Here is a 20,330-nt window from a genome sequence, read left to right as displayed (position 1 = left end):
GGGTTAGTCCTCCGGGGTTTCCAGGCCAGTGACGGCCAGGCCGTGTTCGAGGTCCGAGGCGGTGCTCACGAACGCGGCCCGGCGACCGGGACCGGCACTGAGCAGGGCTTCTCCGCGTCCCGCCGACTGGAGGTAGGCCGCTTCCCCGACGGAGAGGTGGAAGGCGTCGGCGACCGCGTCGATGGCCTGCGGGGCCTGGCGCATCAAAATCTGGGTGGCCGCGTTCGCGACCACGGCCCGGCCGAGGTCGGTGGCCAGGAGGTCGGCGGTGTCCTGGGTGACCACCGCCAGCCCGGCCCGGTGCTTGCGGGCCGCCTTCGCCATCCGGTGCAGGAACAGCGCCCCCGCACGCGCGCGCATCAGCAGCCAGGCCTCGTCGATGACCACCAGCCGGCGGCAGGGGCGCTGGCGGTTGGTGACGGTGCGCCAGATCCGGTCCAGGGCCAGGAGGGTCCCGGCGGCAGCGAGTTCTTCGGGCAGGTCGCGCAGCGAGTAGACGGTCAAATGACCGCCAGGCACGGTGGTGGTGGGGGCGTCGAACAGCTGCTTGTGGCTGCCGGTGGTGTACGGGGCCAGCCGGTCCGCCAGCAGCAGCGCCTCCGGAACCTCCAGAGCCGTCAGCGCCGTCTGCAGGTCGGCGAGCAGGGGCGCGGGTCGGGCGTGGCTGCGGGGGTCGGCGGTGATGCCGGCTTGGCGGTAGGCGGCCAGGATCGCCTTGTCCAGCAGCGCCTTCTGAGTGCCGGTGAGGTCCTCGGCGAGCAGGACGGCCAGGAAGGTGTGCGCGAACAGGGCGCGCACCGTCAGCTCGTCCGGGCCGCCGTCGGGGTCCAGGTCCAGCGGGTTCAAACGCACCCCTGGACTGCCGAGGGGGAGGACGGTACCGCCGACAGCCTCGGCCAGGCGGGTGTACTCGTCTTCGGGGTCGACCACATGGATCTCCACGCCCTGATACAGGGAGCGCAGGACGTCGAGCTTGGTCAGGTAGGACTTACCGGCCCCCGAGCGGGCCAGCGTCACCGAGTTGTGATTGTCCTGCGCCCACCGGTCCCAGAACAGCAGCCCCGACGCCGCGGTGTTGATCCCGTACAGCACCCCGGCCACCGCACCCGCGGCGGTGTCGGCGGTGGGCAGGTCCGGGCTGGCGAACGGGAAGGCCGCCGCCAGGGCGGCGGTGTCCACGGTGCGCTGGTGGTTCAACTGGTCGGTGCCGAAGGGCAGGCAGCTCGTCCAGCCCTTGAGCGCGCGCCAGGTCGCGGGCTGGACCCGCAGCAGCATCGACTCCGCCAGTGCCCGCACCGCCGAGAGCTCGTCCGCCAGCTCGCCGCGTCCCTCGGCGTAGACGGTCAAGTACAGGCCGAGACGGAACAGCTTCCCCTCGCCCCGGGCGACCCGCCAGGCGAGTTCGGCGGCGTCGGCGGCGGCTGCCTCTGTTTCGGGGTCTTCAAGTCGGCCGTGCTGGGCGGCGCTGCGGCGGGTGGATTCCAGGCGGGCGCGCTGCTTGCGCAGCCGGTCCGAGGCCACCGGCGCGGGCACCGGCTCCACGTGCAGGGAGACGTCCAGGCGTCCGGGGTAGGACAGCAGCGGATCGAGCCAGTTGGGGCCGACCTCGGCCGGATACCCGGTCACGATCAAGGTGGCGGCCAGGAGGTCGCCGACGGCCAGGCAGCGCGGCTCGACCTGCACACTGTCCGGCCCCAGTCCCATGGCCGGGCTGCCGGACAGCACCGGGGTCAGTGCACTGCCCAGGCGGGCGGCGGTGGCGAGGATCCTCACGAACGGCCTCCGGAAGTGAAGGTGACGGGGATGTCGGGGACGGCCGGGTCGGAATGCGGTGGGGTGCTGGGGTCGCAGGCCGCCAGCAGCACCGCATACGCTCCGCTCCGGTCCAGCAGCGCGGCTTGGACCTCACAGCCGGCCAGCAGTGAGGCCGCTTCGGCGGCGCGGCGCTGGACACGCTGGGCGGCGGTGCGGTCCGAGCCGGGTTCGTGTTGCACCAGCAGAACCTGACGGGCCAGCAGGTCACGTCCGGCCGCGAGGTGGGTCAGGAAGTCGGCGTGGGCGTGGGCGGCGTCCTCCAGCAGCCGGTGCGGCAGTCCCGGCGCCCGCTCGCGCAGTTCGGCGACCATCGGCGCCAGGTCCAGGCGGTGGGTGCGCACCAGGATCTGCACGGGTGCGGTCAACGCGTTCAGCCACCGTCCGAAGCCGCCGATCAGCATCCGCTGCTCGGCCGCGGTGCGCAGGGCGAAGTTGACCGTCCCGGCTGTGCTGATCGAGGACCGGCCCGCATCGCCGAGGTCCACTGTCCCGTCCGCCGCCACCGCGTGGGCGGGCAGGGGCAGAGGGGCCAGGCCCGGGTCGGCGAGCCGGTCGGTCACGAAGTCCTGCTGGTCGGGACCGGTGGGCAGTAGGCGGCGCGGGGTGCGGCGGTGGTGCCAGGCGGCCAGCAGCCAGCGTTCCAGGGAGATCCCGTCGCGGCGGGTCAGCACCGCTGCCACCGCCAACGCCAGAACCGGAGCCGCGGTGATGACGAACACCAGCGGGCGGAGGTAGGAGTGAGTGGCCTGGTAGGCGAGCCACAGCACCGCGACCACCGCGCCGAGCTGGACCACCTGGCGGACGGTCAGCCCGGCCAGGACCCGGTCCTCCTGGTCCACGGCCGGGATCTTGACCAGGTCGTGCCACTCACCCTCGGGTTCACGACGGCTCATGGTCGGCTTCTCCTTCCACGGCGGCCCGAGGAGGGGCCTCCGTCATCCAGCGGTGGACGCAGCGCAGCCGGTCGCGGCAGCGGCGGCGGCAGGGTCGCCCGGGCCGGGCCCAACGGCGGAGTCGGCGGCGGCGTCGGCCCGGTGCGTGGGCCGGTCGGGGGTGTGCCCGGCGGCGTGCCGCCGGGACGCAGTGGCCCGGGGGCGGGCGGTGGTGGCGTCCTGGCCGCCCCGGCGGGGCCGGGTGCGCCGGGCAGTTGCGGTCGTGGCCGCGCGGGGGCGGGTCGTCGGGCCGCAGGCCCGGGGCGGTTCGGCCCCGGGCCCGGGCCTGGCCGGGGTCCGGCGGGAGTCGGCGGTGCTGCCGGGCCGACCGTCGGCCCGTTGCCGGGATTTCCGCGCGGAGTCGGTCGTCCCCACTGGTACTGCGGCACCCCCGGACCACCGGCCGGGCCGCCCCCGGGTGTCGGCCCCGGACCCGCCGGGCCGCCGGGGCCTCCGGCAGGTCCAGGGGCAGGACCGGGATGCGGGCTCGGGCCTGCCGGTCCGCCGGGGGCGGTAGGGCGCGGTCCGCCCGGTGGACGTCCGCCGGGGCCGGGGTGTCCGCCTCCCGCCCCGGGCCTGGCCCCCGGGGGACGACGCCCGGCCCCCATTCCGAATCCGCCCAGTCCCGGCCCCGTACCGAAGCGTCCGGCGAGCTGTGCGCCGAAGGCGTAGGGGCCGAACGGCAGCCCCAGCGCACCCAGTGCCATCTTCTTGACCAGGTGCATCCCGCCGCCGCTCGAACCGCCCATGGAGCGGTTGACGGGCTGGGTGACCAGGGTGCGGATCCAGCCGGGGATCTTGATCAGGAGGTAGAAGGTGCAGCAGGTCAGCATCAGATTCACCAGCGAGGACATGTCCGGGGCGCCGAACATGCCGTAACTGGCGGGGTCCAGGACGACCTTGACGCACACCAGGAACACGATCGACTGCACGATCTGCGTGGTCAGCACCCCCGCGAACGCCCGCCACCACATCCGCGCCGCACCCTCGGTAGCGGGAAAGCCGTGGCAGGCCAGCATCAGCGGCGCGGCGACCACCAGCACGATCACCACCGCCGTACGGATCAGCAGCGTCACGAACAGCACCAGTCCGGTCGCGGCCACCACCACCGCGACCACCACCACGTACAGCGGCGCGCCGGGCCCGGCGGTCAGCAACCCCACGAGGGTTCCGGCCAGGTCCTGGGCGGTGATCCCGTCGCCGAAGATCGCGCGGGCGACGGCGTTGACCAGTGCGATGGACTGCCGGCAGACGATCAGCGACAGGTTCGCCGCGAACATACCCAGGCACACCTTCGGCACCAACTCCCGCGCCGACCAGCGCTGCTGCACGGTGCCGTGGGACATGGCCAGGATCCCGGCCGCCAGCACGAACAATCCGTACAGCGAGCACGCCAGGATGCGCAGTCCGTCCCACAGTTGCGCCACCCGCGGCATCGCCGTCACGTCCGGGGTGGTCAGCAGGTAGCGGCACAGCGCGTTCATCAACGGAACCAGCAGCGGTGCCAGCAGTGACGCCAGCAACGAGGTGATCGCGGCCTTGACCTGTCCTGGGATGTCGAAGATGCTCGGCCCACCCTGCGCCGACGGATCCGCTGGCGGTGCCAGACCGCCGTTCGGCGGCGGCGCGGGCCTCGGCTTCGGGGCGGGCGGGACGTACTTCGGGTCCGGCGGCAGCCCCGGAGACGGGGTGGGTGCCTTCGGCGCGACGCCCACCGGGTCCGATGGCGGGGTCGTGCCCGCGCTCGGTGCCAGTCCCGCCGACGGCGGAGCCGGTTTGGAGGACGAGGGCGCCGTGGGCGCCGCTCCCGGCGCGGGCGCCGGCTGCGGGCCCGGCGCCGGATCGGCGTGTGCCGGGCCACCGGTGACCGCTACCAGGGCCAGCAGCAAGCCGGTCACCGCCAGTACCCAGACCCACTGCCGTCGTTCGGTGGTACTCATGCTCCGACCAGGCCCTTGAGGACCCCGACGATGACCGGTGCCATCACCGCGAGCATGTAGCCGACGCAGGCGCTCTTCAACGCGCCCTTGGCCTTCTCCACCTCGCCCGGCTCACCGCCGGCCATCAGATAGCGCAGGCCGCCGACGGTCAGGAACATCGTCGCCACCCCGGCCAGGATCCCCACGATCCAGTTCGTGATGTTCGTAATGGTCTGGTCGACCGAGTTCACCGCCAACACCTCGACAGCGCTGGTCGCGTGGGCGGTTCCGGGCAGGGCGAGGTCGGCCAGGAGCAGGGCGGTGCACGCGGCGGCGCGCACCGCCAGCGGGCCCGGCGGTCGGCGCGGGCGGGCATCGGGAAGTGCCAACAGGTCCGTCAAAGTGGCTCCGTCTCCAGGGGGCTGGCGCGTGCTGCTGCCGGTCAGGGGTGGAGGGGGCGCCCGGTGGCGGAGGGGCGGTTCGGGGGACCGTGGGCCCTCACCTCCCCTCGCGGGCTGGGTGAAGGACAGGGCGGCGGGGTCAACGTCCGCGGCACTCTCCCCCGGAGGCGCCCCGGCCACGTGCCGGGAACGCCCCCTCTGTCCCACTAAGCGCGTCGAAACGCGCCTTCCTAACGCACGGCCTCCGCGCCGTCCGGACCGACCGTGCCCAGCAGGCCGTCCCTCAGGGCCCGGACCAGGAGCTTCTCCGCGCGCACCCGGCGCATCCCCACCGCCTCGGGTGTCAGCCCGGCGTCGGCCGCGAGTTCGCGCATCGGCCTGCCGTCGATGCGCGAGGAGGCGACGAGTTCGGCCTGCCCGCGGTCCAGGACGCCGCGGGCCACCGCAAGCTCCAGGAGGTCCAGCCCCACGAAGGCCGCGGGCTCGCCCTGGGGGCCGAACTCCAGCGGCAGGCTGTGCGCCGCGGTCTTCTCCGCGTCGGCGCGGAAGCGGCGGCCGGCCCGCTCGGCGGCCCAGAGCAGGTTCGCGGGGATCTTGCAGGCCTGGCCCCCGCCGCCGGCCGCACGTTCAGCGCGGATGCGCACCAGCGCCTGCCAGAACCCGGACAGGACCACCTGCGCCAGCTCCCAGCGCAGTTCACGCCCCACCTGCTGCTGCAGCCGGTCGACGACCGCGCGCAGGCCCGGCCACGCGGTCCCGACCACCGCCAGCCCCCAGTCCTCCCCCTCCGCACCGGGGCGGCCGGTCAGCTCCAGCAGCCGCTCCCAGACCAGACCGCGGGCCGTGTGTCCCAGCGAGGGATGCAGCAGCAGCGACCGCAGCACGATCACATCCAGCTCGCCCTTGGGCAGCGAGGGGTGCAGACCGCCCACGTCCAGGGTCAGCGGGCGGCTGCGGTCCACCAGGGTGCGGAACGCGTCCGCCACCTGGCACAGCGGCTCGGTCGCTACAAGGACCTCAGACATCTCGCGCATCGGGTGCTCCAGTTCGCCGTGGACGGCGCCAGTCGCCGCCCGCAGCCATCGCGCACCACCGGCCCCACGCGATCCCGACGCGATCCACCCCCGCCCCACCCCGACCCCGCATGCGAACCACACCGGAACCGCTCGCGAACCGCTCCCGGAGCCCACCCCAGGCGTGAGTGATTTCGCTCTGACCTGCGGAAATGCCCTTCTGCTAGAGGTGCACGACGCGAGCGGGGACCGACGGAGAAATTCTTGGATCCACCTCCCGAGATGTCCTTCCCGGGCCGTCCCGAGCGACCAGTCTCAAGATCGCCCGTTAGGAAGCGGGTTTCCCGGGCGCTTAGTGGAGTAGGTCAACGTCCCTGCGGCAACCGTGCGGCCCAGCCGCCATGAACCAGCCCGAACCCACCACCGACTCCACCCGCACCCGCCGCACCACGGCTTCCAACGCTCGCCGCGCCGAGCGGAGCGGCCGGCAGTCCCGCACCGGGATCCTGCCTCCGGTCCCACTGTCGGTGTGGCTCGCCGCACCGCTCACCGGCTGCTGCCCCACCTGCGAGCACCCCACCTCCGCCGCCTGCGCCCAACGCCTGCCCCAGGGCCTGGCCCGACAGATCACCGACGCCTACTCGCGTTCCGGGGAGGTCGTGTTCGTCCCCGACTCTGGCAACGGCACCCTGCTGCTGGCCGCCGCCCGCACCGGCCGCAAGGTGCTGGGTCTGGTGCGCGGCAGCGACCACGGCCGCCGCACCCAGCAGTTGTTCGCCGACCAGGAGCCCGACACCGCCGTGCGGGCGATCATCCGCAACGCTCCCGGTCCCGCCGCGCTGGCCGCCCAGGCCGCCCGGATCGCCGGGCGGGCTGCGCTGGCGGTGATCGCCCCGCACGACCCGGTCAGTCCCCCGGCACTCGGCGCGCTGCTCGACAGCGCCCGCACCGCACTGCGCCCCGGCGGCATCGCCGTCATCTGCGCCCGGCCCACTCCGGGCCAGGACAGCGCAGGAACCCTGACCGCCTACGCCCAGGCAGCCGGGTTCAGCTACCTCCAGCACATCGCCGCCGTCGAGGCCCCCGCCCACAAGAGCCGTCTGCTGCAGCCGGCCGAGAGCACCGCCCACGGCCCCGACTGCGCCTGCACCGATGCGGCTCCCGGCGGCGGTGCGCACCGGCTCGCCCACCACGACCTCCTGGTCTTCCAGCGCCCGTGACGACCCGTCGCCACCACCGTTCCGCCAACGCAGCCGGAAAAGAGGCCCCATGTCCGTACCCGTTCCCGACCGCAGCGCGCCCCAGCACGACGTCCACAGAGAGCAGGCGCAGTCGCCGTGTCCGACGCTGGCGTCGCTGCCGATGAGCGTGTGGGTCACCGCGCAACAGGACTCCCGCGCCCAGCGCACCGGCCGCTACCTGCCGTCCTCGATCGCGCACCCCGGGAAGATGCTCCCCGCGATCGCCCGGCACGCCATCACCACCTACACCCGGCCCGGGGACACCGTGTTGGACCCGATGTGCGGGATCGGCACCAGTCTGGTCGAAGCCGTGCACCTGGACCGCAACGCGGTCGGCGTCGAGCTCGAACCCACGTGGCCGCACATCGCCCGCGGCAACCTGCAACTCGCCTACGCCCAAGGAGCCCCCGGCGTCGCCACCGTCCACCAGGGGGATGCCCGCCGTGCCACCCAGCTCCTGGGCTCCCGCCGGTATCAGCCGGCGCAGCTGCTGCTGACCTCACCTCCGTACGGGTCCTCCCTGCACGGGCAGCTCCGCTCCAGCCGCGACACCGGCGAACCGGGCATCGTGAAGTTCCACCACACCTACGGGACCTCTCCCCAGAACCTGGCCAAGGCCCCCACCGAGGACCTGTTGTCGGCGTTCACCGACATCCTGGCTGGCTGCCGCTCCCTTCTCGCACCCGACGCCACCGTCGCCGTCACCGCCCGACCCTGGCGCGAACGCGGCGAACTGGTCGACCTGCCCGCCGCTGTCATCGCCGCCGGACAAGCGGCCGGGCTGGTCCCGGTCGAGCGCTGCGTAGCTCTCCTGGCCGGGGTCCGCGACGGGCACCTGGTGGCCCGCGGCTCCTTCTACCAGCTCAAGAACGTCCGCGCCGCCCGCGCCGCCGGTATCCCGATGCACATGATCGTCCACGAAGACGTCCTGGTCTTCCGCAACCCGGAACCCTGCCGGTGCCCGGCCGCACACGGCGGCCACGCTTGCGAACACCGGTCCCCCACCAGCGACTTCACCACCGGCATCGTCCGCAACCCGGCACCGGCCGACAGCCTCCATCGCCCCGACGCCGCCACCTGGACCGCACCGTGAACCGGTCCGAACTCCCCACTACGAACTGAAGGCGAGAACCCTGCCATGGCCACCACCAGTCACCCGCTCCCGGACGAGCCCGGCTTCGACGACAGCCCCGCCGCCCGGGCCGCCCTCGTCGCCGCCCGCAGCCTGCGTCCCGCCACCACCGCGGTCGCCGACGTCGGCTCTGCGACCGCACCCGGCCCCGAGGGCCTGGGCGACCTGCCGCCCACGCTCGGAGTACCCGGCGCCGCCCGGCTGCTGGGTATCAGCCGCACATCCGCCCACACCCTCATCCGCCACGGCACCTTCCCCTGCCCCGTCTTCCGCTGCGGCGCACGCTACAAGATCCCCACCGCCCATCTTCTGAAGCTCCTCGGCCTCGCCCCCTCAGGCGAGTAGGGATCAGGGACGCGTGGTGTGCCCAGGAGCGCCCGAGCCCGTCAGGTGGGACGTCGATCTCGATCGGCACCCCACCTGGCCTCTCGGGCGGCTCGATGCGCATCCTCAACCCCGATCCTCGACTACGCACTCCCCGCAGGAAGTCCCTGGTTGCCTCCCATCAGCGAGTACCCCTTCCCTGAACCGCAGTTGCCGCTTGACGAGCCGCCCGAGCGCGAGCGTGCATGGACGTCGACCGACTCCGCCGGCCATCCGCTCCGGGTGACCGTGGAGTACATCCTCATCGACGGTGAAGCTGGTGAAGCCCTCGCCCGACGCCAAGCCGCCGCGATCCGCAGGGCCCTTCAGTGGCTCCACGCGCACCGCGACGAATTGCAGTCCGAGGCAGGGGCCTGACCACCTGGCACCAGCGGTGAGAGCAAGGGGGTACCGTGCCCGAGTCGACACCGAACAGCCGTTCCTGGGGGCAGCCGGCCCCGGATCGGCCATGGTCGCCTCCCCCGTCGGCAGAATCCGCCCCGGTGCCGGCGGCAGTGCCCGTGGCCTGGCTCGGGCGCACCTCCACCGAGGATCAGCAGGATCCCACGCTCTCCCTCCCCCGTCAGCTTCGCAATGCCCGCGCCGCCCTGCCGCCGGGATGGGTGATCGTCGCGCACTTCTACGACGTGGAGTCCGGACGTAAGGACCTCGCGGACCGCGGCAACTCGGACGCTCACTCCCGCTTCGCCATCCCCATTCCCCGCGACGGCAGCATCAAGGACCTCCTCGCCGAGGCCCAGCGGCCCGACCGGCGCTTCGCCGCTGTCCTGTGCGAGTCGATCGAGCGCGTGGCCCGGCGCATGTACTACGGCACCAAGATCGAACACGAGCTGGAGCAAGCCGGCGTCGCCCTGTGTGCCGCTGACGAGCCGATCGTCACCGGGCCGCATGCGAAACGCTCGACCCCGACGCTCACTCGGCGCGTCAAGCAGGCCGTGGCCGAGTGGTACGTCCTGCAAATGCTCGAGCTGTCGTGGGACGGCTACATCGAGCACACGAAACAGGGCTGGAACACCGGCAAGCCGCCCTACGGCTATCTCGCCGAGAAGGTCGCCCACCCCGTCCCTGCTCGCGATGCCATCGGCGACACGAAGCACAGGCTCGTCCCGGATCCGCTCAGGGCGCCGGTCGTCACAGAGATCTTCCACCTCCGCTGCCTGGCCGGCATGGGATACGACGGCATCGCGGAACGGCTGAACACGGACCTCGTGGCCTTCCCCCCTCCGCAACCCACGCGCCCTGACGCAGCTCTCGGACGATGGTCCGGAGGGGCGGTCCGTGAGATCCTCCGCAACCCCAAGTACACCGGCTACCAGGTCTGGAATCGGCGGGCGACCAAGAAGGGCGGCCGCTGCAATCCGCCCTCCGAGTGGATCTGGTCGCCGCACCCCACCCACGAGCCGCTGGTGACCAAGGAGCTGTTCGACGCCGCTGCCCCCGTCGCGAAGCGCCGGGAACGCTCTCGTTCCATCTCCGGCCCGAACCCCCATCCGGCGGCCAAGCGAAGCTACCGGCTCCGCTCCTACATCCGCTGCTCGATCTGCGACCGCCGAATGTTCGGCAAGACGGGGCGCGGCAACACCTACTACGCCTGCCAGAAGGATCCGAACCAGCACAGCGAAGCCCCCTGGTACAGCGGTCACCCCATGAGCGTCCTGGTCCGCGAGGACCTTCTCATCAGCGCTGTGGACCGCTTCTTCAGCGAACGCGTCTTCGGCCGTGACCGGTGCTTCTTCCTCCCCGAAGACATCAGCAGCGCGCTCACCGGAACCCCCGGCACCGACAACCGCGACAGTGACCGCCTCTCGCTGGAGGCGCGCATCGCCGCCGCGGAGCGCAAGCAGGGCAGGCTGATCCAGATGCTCGCCCAGGGCCTCAGCGACAACGACACCCCGGTCGGCGAGTACGACGAAGCCCAGGAGATCGCCTTCCGGAACGGGATCCGCAAGGAGCATGCGGCTCTGACCAAGCAGCTCGCCGAACTCACGGACGAACTCAACGCCCTGCTCCCCACGGCCACCGGCGAGGATGGAAGCGATCGCGAGCTCCTTGGAGCCCTTCCTCAGCTCAGCCTTGCCATCACTTCCCTCCCCGAGGAGGAGCAGCGCCTACTTTTCGACGCCTTCAATCTGGAGATGCGCTTCAACCGGCACACGCAGGAACTCGGCATGCAGGTCGTCATCGCCCGGCACAGCATCGAGCACCTGAGCCGCCTCGCGTCGGAGACAGCCCAACGGCAGTCGAACCGCACGCCGCGACACTCCGCAGCCGGCTCGTCGGACGCCCCGAACGGCGACACGCCCCCACCGGAACAGCGGGAGCGTGTCGGATCTGCTGTGTGCCCTAGGCAGGATTCGAACCTGCGACACCGGCTTTAGGAGAGCCGTGCTCTATCCCCTGAGCTACTAAGGCTGGACACCGACACTCTAGCGGATCAGGAGAGCGCCCCGGTGGCGCTCCTGCGTCGGTGGGGGTCCGGTGGGGGCGGTCACTGCGGGGTGGCTCGGACCAGGCCGCACTGGTAGGCGATGACGACCAGTTGGGCGCGGTCGCGGGCGTCGAGTTTGGCCATGGCGCGGTGCAGGTGGGTGCGGACGGTCAGTGGGCTGAGGAACAGCCGGGCGGCGATGGCGTTGTTGTCGAGGCCCTCGGCGGCCAGGGCCATCACCTCGCGCTCGCGTCCGGTGAGCGGGTCGAGCCGCTTCAGGGCGTCGGGGGCCGGGCCGAGCTCGGGGCCGGTCAGGAAGCGGGTGATCAGGGTTCGGGTGGCCTGCGGGGAGAGCAGGGCGTCGCCCGCGGCCACGGTCCGGATGGCGTCCAGCAGTTCGCCGGGGCCGACGTCCTTGCCGAGGAAGCCGCTGGCGCCGGCCCGCAGCGCCTGGGCGACGTACTCGTCGAGCTCGAAGGTGGTCAGGATCAGCACATGGGTGTCGTTCAGCTGCGGGTCGGCGCAGATGGTGGCGGTGGCGCTGAGGCCGTCGGTGCCGGGCATGCGGATGTCCATCAGGACCACGTCCGGACGGTGCGCGCGGGCGAGTTCCACCGCCTGGGCGCCGTCGGCGGCCTCGCCCACCACCTCCAGGTCCGGGCGGGAGTCGATCAGCAGCCGGAAGGTGGCCCGCAGCAGGGCCTGGTCGTCGGCGAGCAGGACACGGATGGTCATGGAGTTGTCTCCTCATCGGGGACACGCGGATGCAGGGGCAGCGCGGCGGCGACCTCGAAACCGCCGCCGGGGCGAGGCTCGGCCCGCAGCCGGCCGCCGACCGACTGGGCGCGCTCGCGCATGCCCAGCAAACCGTAACCGGAGTCGGCACCGGATTCCGCCGACCGGGGTCCGCGGTGCGGCGCCCCCGCCTCGTTGCGGACGGTGATGTTCAGCAGGCCGGTGGAGTAGGTCAGCTCCACCTCGGCCACTGCCGTCCCCGCATGCTTGGAGACATTGGTCAGCGCCTCCTGGATGATCCGGTAGGCGGTCAGGTCCACGCCGGGGGACAGCTGCTGCGGGGTGCCCTCGGTGCTGAGGGTGACGGTCAGTCCGGTGGTCCGCATCGCTTCGGCCAGGTCGGGCAGCCGCTCCAGACCGGGGGACGGTTCCAGCGGCTGCCCCGCGTCGTCGCCCTGGCGTAGCAGCCCGACGGTGGCCTTGAGTTCGCGCAGTGCCGAGGAGGTGGTCCCGGCCAGTTCGACCAGCAGCTTCTCGGCCTCGACCGGATGGGAGTGCATCAGATAGGCGATGGTCCCGGTCTGGGCGTTGGCCAGCGCCAGATGGTGGGCCACGACGTCGTGCAGTTCCCTGGCGATGCGCATCCGCTCCTCGGCGACCCGGTGCCTGACCTCCTCCTCCCGAGCGTGTTCGGCCTGCGCCACCCGGGCGGCGACCGCATCCTGGTAGGCGCGCCGGTTCTGGACCGCGTAGCCGAGCAGGGCCGGGATCACGATCATGGCGGCGGGGTTCACCGTGTTGAGGATGAAGGCGTAGCCGGTCGGCCGGACCACCATGGTCGTGAAGGCGAGCAGCAGGGCCACGGCCGAGGCGTAGCCGAACGCGACCTTGCGGCTGCCGTCCACGGCCAGCCGGTAGAGCGCCACCATGAGCGGCCCCAGCAGCAGCGGGGTGAGCAGGTAGCCCAGGGCGCAGGCGACGACGGCGCAGACCGTGGTCACCGCGACGACGGTACGGGTGTGGCTGCGCTGCCACAGCAGCGCCGCGGAGCTGACGGCCAGGAGCACCGCGGCGTTCCACCATGCTGGGTGGCCCGGGCGATCCTGCGTGATGAACACGGTGGCCGGGACGCAGCCGACGAAGAGCAGTACGGCTACGGCCCCGTCGGCGAGGCGGGGGTGCTCGCGGAGGTACCGCTTCCAGCCGGTGATCATCGAGTCCTCCTGCTCGGGGGTGAGTCCATCGTGGCCGAGTCCGTCGGGAACGGCCCGGGTACGGCCCCAGGGCCGCCCGGGTCTGCCCCGGACGGCCCCGCGAACACTGCTGCCTGCTGCTACCGGAGCGGTACCGGCTCCAGAGCCTCAGCCTCAGCCTCAGCCATAGCAGCGGCATCGGCATCGACATCGGCATCAGCCGCCGCAGCGGCCCTGCGCTCCAGGGCCTTGCCCTCGATGTCGACCCGGGGCAGCACCCGGTCCAGCCAGCGCGGGATCCACCAGGCCCGGTCGCCGAGCAGGGCCAGCACGGCCGGCACGATCGCCATCCGTACCACGAAGGCGTCGAACAGGACCGCGATGCCCAGGCCGAACCCGATGGTCTTGATCATGGAGTCGCCGGCGCCCAGGAAGCCGGAGAACACCGCGGCCATGATCAGTGCGGCGGCCGTGACCACCCGGGCGCTGTGGTTGAAGCCCGAGACGATCGCCTGCTCGGCGGACTCCCCGTGGGTGTGGGCCTCGCGCATCCGGGAGACCAGGAAGACCTCGTAGTCCATGGCCAGGCCGAAGACGATGCCCACCAGGAAGATCGGCATCATGCTCATGATCGGCCCGGTCGTGGTCACGCCCAGCAGGCTCGCCAGCCAGCCCCACTGGAAGACCGCCACCACGGCGCCCAGCGACGCCAGCACCGAGAGCACGAACCCGAGCGCCGCCTTGACCGGGACCAGCACCGAACGGAAGACCATCATCAGCAGCAGGAACGCCAGGCCGACCACGACCACCAGGTAGCGCGGCAGCGCGTCCTGGACCTTCTGCGCGGTGTCGATGTTGATCGCGGTGCTGCCGCTGACCTTGAAGTCCGCCCCGGTGGCGGCCTTCACCGCGTCCTGCTCGGCGCGCAGGGTGTGGATCAGGTCGGCGGTCCGCTGGTCGTTGGGATCGGTGGTCGGGACGACCGAGAACACCGCCGTGTCGCCCGCGGCGTCGAACTGCGCCTTGGAGACGGAGGCGACGCCAGAGGTGGCCGCGATCGTCTTCTCCACCCCGGCCACGGCCGCCTTCGGGTCCTTGGCGCCGTCGGCCTGGACCACGATGGTCAGCGGACCGTTGATCCCGGCGCCGAAGCCGTGGGCCAGGTCGTCGTAGGCACGCCGCTCGGTGCTGGTGGTCGGCAGCGCCCCGTCGGTCGAGGTGCCCAGCTGAAGCTGCGTCACCGGGACGGCCACCACGCCCAGGCCGACCGCGCCCAGCAGCAGCACCGGCAGCGGCCGGCGCAGTACGAACCGGGCCCAGCGGCTGCCGCCGTTCGGCTTGGTGCGCTTCGGCAGGCTCACGCCCCTGCGGGCGGCCCGGCGCTCCTTGCGCGAGCGCACCGCCTCCGGCCAGAAGCCGAGCAGGGCCGGGACCAGGGTCAGCGACATCAGTCCGGCCACCAGTACGGCAGCCGCGGCGGCCAGACCCATGGTGGTCAGCGCCGGGATGCCGACCACCCAGAGGCCGGCCAGGCCGATCACCACGGTCAGGGCGGCGAAGACCACGGCGGAGCCGGCGGTGCCCACCGCGGTGCCCGCGGCGTCGACGGCGCTGGCTCCCCTGGCCCGCTCCTCGCGGTAGCGGGAGACGATGAACAGGGCGTAGTCGATGCCGACCGCCAGGCCGAGCATGCTGGCCAGACCGCTGGTCGAGCTGGACAGGCCGAGTGTGCTGCCCAGGGCGGTGATCCCGGCGGTGCTGATGCCCACGCCCAGGACCGCGGTCAGCAGCGGCAGCCCGGCGGCGGCCATCGACCCGAAGGTGACCAGCAGCACCACGGCCGCCGCGAGGATGCCGACCACCTCGGTCGACCCGCCCGGGGACGGAGTGGCCGTCAGGGCGCTGCCGTCCAGTTCCACGGTCAGGCCCGCGTCCCGGCCCTGCTGGACCGCGTCGTCGAGCGCCGTCCTGCTGGCGGTGCTGAGGTCGTCGGCGGTGGTGCTGTAGCTGACGGTGGCGTAGGCGGTGGTCCCGTCCGAGCTGACGGTGCCCGCCTGGAACGGGGTGACCGAACCGGACACCTGCGGGCTGTCCGCGGCCTCCTTCACCACCGCGTCGATGGCGGCCTTGTTCGCGGTGGCGGTGACCTGCTGCCCGTCCGGGGCGACGAACACGATCCGCGCGGACACTCCGGTGTCGGCCGCCGCCGGGAAGTCCTGCTTGATCAGGTCCATCGCCTGCTGGGACTCGGTGCCCGGTACGGAGAAGCTGGTGTTGGAGTTGGCCGGCGCCAGCACCGCTCCGGCGCCGGCGCCGACCAGCACGGCCACCCACACCACCACGGCGTACCAGCGCCGTCGGAAGGCCAGCCGGCCCAGACGGGAGAGAAAGACGGCCATGACAGGGGACTCCAAACCTCGGGACTCGGGATCCCTCCCAGACTCTCCGAGCAGGCCCTGCCGGGGCGTCGTCCGGCTACCGACAGTCCACTGCTGCATCTGCAACAGTCGGCTACTGCGCACGCAGTAGTCCGGCGCGGTTCCGGTACTGCCTGACCCACAGATCCACCGCCCGATGCACTGACCGAGCCACCGGGCGATCGACAGCGGGCGGCGGCCGCCGATAGCCTCGGCCGATGATCACTGGGAGCTTTCCGCTCGGGGCGGCCGTGACACTGCCGGAGCTCGCCGAGGACCCGCATCCGCTACTGGCCCGGCTGCGGGCCGAGGAGCCGGTGTCCTGGCTCCCGGCCCTCGGCGGCTGGCTGGTGACCCGCCGCGACCTGGCGACGGCCGTGATGCGCGACGCGCAGACGTACACCGTGGACGACCCGCGCTTCTCCACCGCCCAGGTGGTCGGCCCGAGCATGCTCTCGCTGGACGGTCCCGAGCACGCCGTCCACCGGGAGCCCTTCACCGCGCCCTTCCGCCTGCGCGAGCTGCACACCGGGTTCGCCGAGCGGATCCAACAGCAGGCGGACCTGCTGGTGGACGGGTTGAGCCGGGACGGCGCCGCCGAACTGCGCCGCTCCTTCGCCGGGCCGCTGGCCGCCGTGGTGATGACCGACATCCTCGGTCTCGTCGGTGCCGACACCACGACCGTGCTGACCTGGTACGACGGCATCGTGCAGGCGGTCAACGAGATCACCGAGGGCCGCCCGGCCGGGCCGGAGGGGGCCACCGCCTACGCCGAACTGCGCGCGGCGGTCGCGGCCACGGTGCACGCCGACGGCGACCGCCCCGCCGACGAGCGTTCCGACGGCGACCGCCCCGACGACCGCCCCGACGACGACCGCTCGCTCCTGGTCAGCGCGGCCGAACGGCTCGGCCTGCCGGAGCTGGCCTCCAACGCGGCGGTGCTGCTGTTCGGCGGCATCGAGACCACCGAGGCGATGATCGCCAACGCGCTGCTGCACCTGCTGGAGGACCCCCGCCGGGTCGCCCTGGTGCGCGCCGACGACGCCCTGCTGGACAACGCCGTCGAGGAATCGCTGCGGCTGGAGCCGGGCGCCGCGGTGGTCGACCGCTACGCCACCCGCGACGTCCGGCTCGGCGCCGCCGAGATCCGCCGCGGCGACCTGGTCACGGTCTCCCTGGCCGGCGCCAACCGCGACCCATCGGTCTTCGCCGAACCGGACGCCTTCGACGTGCACCGGGCCAACTCCCGCCTCCAGCTGGCCTTCGCGCACGGCCCGCACTACTGCCTGGGCGCGCACCTGGCCCGGCTGGAGACCCGGATCGCGCTGCGTACCCTGCTGGACCGCCTGCCCGGTCTGCGCCTGGATCCGGAGCGTCCGAGCGCCCCGCGCGGCCTGGTCTTCCGCAAGCCGCCGACGCTGCACGCGCTCTGGACCGTCTGAGACGCCCCCTCCCGGTCGGCAAAACGGCAAAACGTAAGACCCAGCTGTGAGTTCGGCGCCCGGGGTGCGGTCCGCTGATCGGTCCGGGTCCGAACTCCGGTACGGCAACTAGGCTCTCGGCATCACGCCACCGTTGCCGTGGCAGGAGCGGTTGGGGTGGCGGCCAGAGAAGGAAGGCACGCACCCATGACCCTCCACCGTGACCTGCTGATCAACGGCCGGAACGTCCCCGCGCTGTCCGGCCGCACCACCGAGGACCTCAGCCCCTACACCGGCGAGGTCTACGCCACCGTCGCGGCCGCCGGGACCGAGGACGTCGCGCTGGCCGTCGAGGCGGCCCATGCCGCGTTCCCCGCCTGGGCCGCGACCGGTCCCTTCGCCCGGCGCACCGTGCTGCTGGCCGCCGCCGACCTGCTGGAAGGCCGGGCCAAGGAGGCGGTCGAGCTGATGGCCGGCGAGACCGGCGGGACCGCCGGCTGGGCGTACTTCAACGTCGGCCTGGCCGCCAACATCCTGCGCGAGGCCGCCGCCGGGACCACCGCACCGCGCGGCGAGGTCCTCAGCGCCCAGCAGGACGGCGTGCTGGGCCTGGCGATACGCAGGCCGCTGGGCGTGGTGGCCGCCTTCGCCCCCTGGAACGCCCCGTTGATCCTGGGCATCCGCGCCGTCGCCGCACCGATCGCGGCCGGGAACACCGTCGTGGTCAAGGCCAGCGAGGACGCGCCGATCGCCTGCGCGCTGTTCCTGGCCGACCTGCTGCGCGAGGCCGGCCTGCCCGACGGCGTGCTGAACGTGATCACCAACGCCCGCCAGGACGCCGCGCAGATCGCCGAGGCGCTGATCGCCGACCCGAGGGTACGGGCCGTCAACTTCACCGGCTCCACCGGCGTCGGGCGCGTCATCGGTGCGCACGCCGCCCGCCACGTCAAGCCGGCCGTGCTGGAACTGGGCGGCAAGAACGCGATCATCGTGCTGGACGACGCCGACGTGGACTACGCGGTGGACGCCGCGGTGTTCGGGGTGTTCCTGCACTCCGGCCAGATCTGCATGTCCGGGGACCGGGTGCTGGTCCACCGGAGCCTCGCCGAGGAGTTCACCGCCAAGTTCACCGCGAAGGTCGCGGCGCTGCCCTCGGGCGACCCCGCCGACCCCGGCACCGTCATCGGCCCGCTGGTCAGCGTCGGCGCCGCCCGCCGGGTCGCCGCCCTGGTCACCGATGCCGTCGCCAGGGGCGCCACGGTGCTGACCGGCGGGGGCGAGCCGCAGGGCGCGGTGCACCCGGCCACCGTCCTCACCGGCGTCACCGAGGACGCCGACCTGCACACCCGCGAGGCCTTCGGCCCGGTCTGCGTCCTCAGCACCTTCGCCGACGACGACCGGGCGGTCGCCCTGGCCAACGCCACCGAACACGGGCTGACCTGCGGCATCATCACCGAGAACGGCACCCACGGGCTCAGGGTGGCCGAACGCATCGACACCGGGATCGTGCACATCAACGACCAGTCGGTCGCCGACGAGCCCCAGTCCCCCTTCGGCGGCACCAAGGCCAGCGGCTACGGCCGCTTCGGTGGCCGCTGGGGCCTGGACGCCTTCAGCAACACCCGCTGGGTCACCCTGGCCACCCGGCACGCGCAGTTCCCGTTCTGATCCGAGGACCGCCTCGGCCGTTCTCCCCGGGTAATGCAGCAATGGACCAGTCGGCTTAGGGTCCTATGTACACCTTTGTACATTTTTGTTGTGGATTCCCTTGGGAGCGACGCCATGACCCGTCCGACCACGACCACAAGCCAGGGTGCAACCGGCCTAACCCGTTCCACCGGCGAGAACCACCGCTGGTGGGTCCTCGCCGTCATCGGCCTGGCCCAGCTGATGGTGGTCCTCGACGCGACCATCGTGAACATCGCGCTGCCCTCCGCGCAGACGGACCTGGGCTTCAGCAACGGCAACCGCCAGTGGGTGGTCACCGCCTACGCACTGGCCTTCGGCAGCCTGCTGCTGCTCGGAGGGCGCATCGCCGACCTGGTCGGCCGGAAGCGGATCTTCCTGATCGGCCTGGTCGGCTTCTCGGTGGCCTCGGCCCTCGGCGGCGCCGCCCCCAGCTTCGAGGTCCTGGTCATCGCCCGGGCCCTGCAGGGCGCCTTCGGGGCGCTGCTGGCCCCCGCCGCGCTGTCACTGCTGACCACGACCTTCTCCGACCCCAGCGAGCGCGGCAAGGCGTTCGGCATCTACGGCGCCATCGCCGGTACCGGCGGCGCCTTCGGGCTGCTGCTCGGCGGCCTGCTGACCGAGTACCTGAACTGGCGCTGGTGCCTGTTCGTCAACCTGATCCTGGCCGCCATCGCCTTCGTCGGCGCGGTCCGGCTGCTGCACGCGGGGGCGCCGGAGGACCCGCCGAAGCTGGACATCCCCGGCACCGTCCTGGTCTCCCTGGGCCTGTTCGGGCTGGTCTACGGCTTCTCCAACGCCGAGTCGCACTCCTGGAGCTCGGTCGGCACCTGGGGCTTCCTGGTGGCCGGCGTGGTGCTGCTGATCGCCTTCGTCTGGTGGCAGAGCCGCACCGAGCACCCGGTACTGCCGCTGCGGGTGGTGCTGGACCGCAACCGCGGCGCCTCGTTCCTGGCGATGTTCATCGCCGGCGCCGGGATGTTCGGCGTCTTCCTGTTCCTGACCTACTACCTGCAGCAGTCGCTGTCGTACTCGCCGGTGATGACCGGTGTGGCCTTCCTGCCGATGATCGCCATGGTCATCTTCGCCTCGGTCACCGCCACCAACGCGCTGGTGCCCCGGCTCGGGGCCAAGCCGATCGTGCCGGTCGGCATGCTCCTCGGCGCCCTCGGCATGGCCTGGCTGACCCGGCTGGACCTGCACAGCACCTACGGCGCCAACATCCTGCCGCCGCTGCTGGTGATGGGGATCGGGATGGGCCTGATCTTCGCCCCGGCCATGTCCCTGGGCACCGCCGGGGTCGCCTCCCACGACGCCGGCGTCGCCTCCGCCACCGTCAACACCAGCCAGCAGGTCGGCGGCTCGATCGGGACCGCGCTGCTCAACACCCTGGCCACCAGCGCCGCCACCGCCTACCTGGTGGGCAAGCAGGCGTCCCCGGCCAACCAGGCGCAGGCGCAGCTGCACAGCTACTCCACCGCCTACTGGTGGTCGGCCGCGTTCTTCGTCTTCGGCATGGTGGTCTGCGGGCTGATCTACCCGGCCGGCAAGCCGGTGATCCACCCGACCGAGGAGGGTGGCGGTACCGCGCCGTCGGTCCACATGTGAACCGG

At 72.4% G+C, this 20,330-nt stretch carries 15 protein-coding genes, 1 tRNA gene and 1 pseudogene; 8 read left to right on the top strand and 9 right to left on the bottom strand.

Going from position 1 to position 20,330, the window contains the following annotated elements:
* Positions 1-3 precede the first annotated feature (3 nt).
* The 5 genes from ABUW04_RS06855 to ABUW04_RS06835 all read right to left on the bottom strand — a co-directional run bounded on the left by ABUW04_RS06855 (position 4) and on the right by ABUW04_RS06835 (position 6,101).
* Positions 4-1,773 (bottom strand): VirB4 family type IV secretion system protein, encoded by a 1,770-nt coding sequence (locus ABUW04_RS06855; RefSeq protein ID WP_380563570.1) that lies wholly within the window; start codon positions 1,771-1,773, stop codon positions 4-6.
* Positions 1,770-2,708: a PrgI family protein gene (locus ABUW04_RS06850; protein WP_380563569.1), complete on the bottom strand. Its 939-nt coding sequence runs from the start codon at positions 2,706-2,708 to the stop codon at positions 1,770-1,772. The genes ABUW04_RS06855 and ABUW04_RS06850 overlap by 4 nt, the downstream gene beginning before the upstream one ends.
* Complete coding sequence (locus ABUW04_RS06845) at positions 2,705-4,687, bottom strand: hypothetical protein (protein WP_380563568.1); 1,983 nt, start codon at positions 4,685-4,687, stop codon at positions 2,705-2,707. Before ABUW04_RS06845 ends, ABUW04_RS06850 begins: the two co-directional genes overlap by 4 nt.
* Positions 4,684-5,055 (bottom strand): pilin, encoded by a 372-nt coding sequence (locus tag ABUW04_RS06840; protein ID WP_380563567.1) that lies wholly within the window; start codon positions 5,053-5,055, stop codon positions 4,684-4,686. The genes ABUW04_RS06845 and ABUW04_RS06840 overlap by 4 nt, the downstream gene beginning before the upstream one ends.
* 242 nt (positions 5,056-5,297) lie before the next feature.
* A complete protein-coding gene (locus tag ABUW04_RS06835; RefSeq protein WP_380563566.1) occupies positions 5,298-6,101 on the bottom strand; it encodes a hypothetical protein in 804 nt (267 codons plus the stop codon).
* Between the two features lie 380 nt (positions 6,102-6,481).
* Between ABUW04_RS06835 and ABUW04_RS06830 the strand changes: the two genes are divergently transcribed.
* The 5 genes and pseudogenes from ABUW04_RS06830 to ABUW04_RS06810 all read left to right on the top strand — a co-directional run.
* On the top strand, positions 6,482-7,300 hold the full coding sequence (locus ABUW04_RS06830; protein WP_380563565.1) for a hypothetical protein: 819 nt from the start codon (positions 6,482-6,484) through the stop codon (positions 7,298-7,300).
* A 49-nt stretch (positions 7,301-7,349) separates the two neighbouring features.
* Positions 7,350-8,414 carry a TRM11 family SAM-dependent methyltransferase gene (locus ABUW04_RS06825; protein WP_380563564.1) on the top strand — a complete coding sequence of 355 codons (1,065 nt, stop codon included), beginning with the start codon at positions 7,350-7,352 and terminating at the stop codon, positions 8,412-8,414.
* A gap of 45 nt (positions 8,415-8,459) precedes the next feature.
* Positions 8,460-8,798, top strand: a complete 339-nt coding sequence (locus ABUW04_RS06820; RefSeq protein ID WP_380563563.1) for a helix-turn-helix domain-containing protein — start codon at positions 8,460-8,462, stop codon at positions 8,796-8,798.
* A gap of 150 nt (positions 8,799-8,948) precedes the next feature.
* Positions 8,949-9,194: a hypothetical protein gene (locus tag ABUW04_RS06815; protein WP_380563562.1), complete on the top strand. Its 246-nt coding sequence runs from the start codon at positions 8,949-8,951 to the stop codon at positions 9,192-9,194.
* 443 nt (positions 9,195-9,637) lie between these two features.
* Positions 9,638-10,213, top strand: a pseudogene (locus tag ABUW04_RS06810) (recombinase family protein); the annotation flags it as partial.
* A gap of 963 nt (positions 10,214-11,176) precedes the next feature.
* Here the strand turns inward: ABUW04_RS06810 and ABUW04_RS06805 are convergent.
* The 4 genes from ABUW04_RS06805 to ABUW04_RS06790 form a co-directional block, all read right to left on the bottom strand.
* Positions 11,177-11,249, bottom strand: a tRNA-Arg gene (locus tag ABUW04_RS06805).
* Between the two features lie 76 nt (positions 11,250-11,325).
* Complete coding sequence (locus ABUW04_RS06800) at positions 11,326-12,000, bottom strand: response regulator transcription factor (RefSeq protein ID WP_380563561.1); 675 nt, start codon at positions 11,998-12,000, stop codon at positions 11,326-11,328.
* Positions 11,997-13,214, bottom strand: a complete 1,218-nt coding sequence (locus ABUW04_RS06795; RefSeq protein WP_380563560.1) for a sensor histidine kinase — start codon at positions 13,212-13,214, stop codon at positions 11,997-11,999. The genes ABUW04_RS06800 and ABUW04_RS06795 overlap by 4 nt, the downstream gene beginning before the upstream one ends.
* A gap of 119 nt (positions 13,215-13,333) precedes the next feature.
* Complete coding sequence (locus tag ABUW04_RS06790; protein WP_380563559.1) at positions 13,334-15,592, bottom strand: MMPL family transporter; 2,259 nt, start codon at positions 15,590-15,592, stop codon at positions 13,334-13,336.
* Positions 15,593-15,828: 236 nt separating this feature from the next.
* Between ABUW04_RS06790 and ABUW04_RS06785 the strand changes: the two genes are divergently transcribed.
* The 3 genes from ABUW04_RS06785 to ABUW04_RS06775 all read left to right on the top strand — a co-directional run bounded on the left by ABUW04_RS06785 (position 15,829) and on the right by ABUW04_RS06775 (position 20,325).
* Positions 15,829-17,052: a cytochrome P450 gene (locus ABUW04_RS06785; protein WP_380563558.1), complete on the top strand. Its 1,224-nt coding sequence runs from the start codon at positions 15,829-15,831 to the stop codon at positions 17,050-17,052.
* Between the two features lie 186 nt (positions 17,053-17,238).
* Entirely contained in the window at positions 17,239-18,699 is a 1,461-nt protein-coding gene (locus ABUW04_RS06780; protein WP_380563557.1) for an aldehyde dehydrogenase family protein, read from the top strand.
* A 114-nt stretch (positions 18,700-18,813) separates the two neighbouring features.
* Positions 18,814-20,325: an MFS transporter gene (locus tag ABUW04_RS06775; RefSeq protein ID WP_380563556.1), complete on the top strand. Its 1,512-nt coding sequence runs from the start codon at positions 18,814-18,816 to the stop codon at positions 20,323-20,325.
* The last annotated feature ends 5 nt before the right edge of the window (positions 20,326-20,330 follow it).

The sequence above is a fragment of the Streptacidiphilus jeojiensis genome, assembly GCF_042510965.1.
Lineage (GTDB): Bacteria > Actinomycetota > Actinomycetes > Streptomycetales > Streptomycetaceae > Streptacidiphilus > Streptacidiphilus jeojiensis.
Note: the sequence above shows the minus strand (reverse complement) of the source record. Positions and strands in the feature narration are given on the sequence as shown.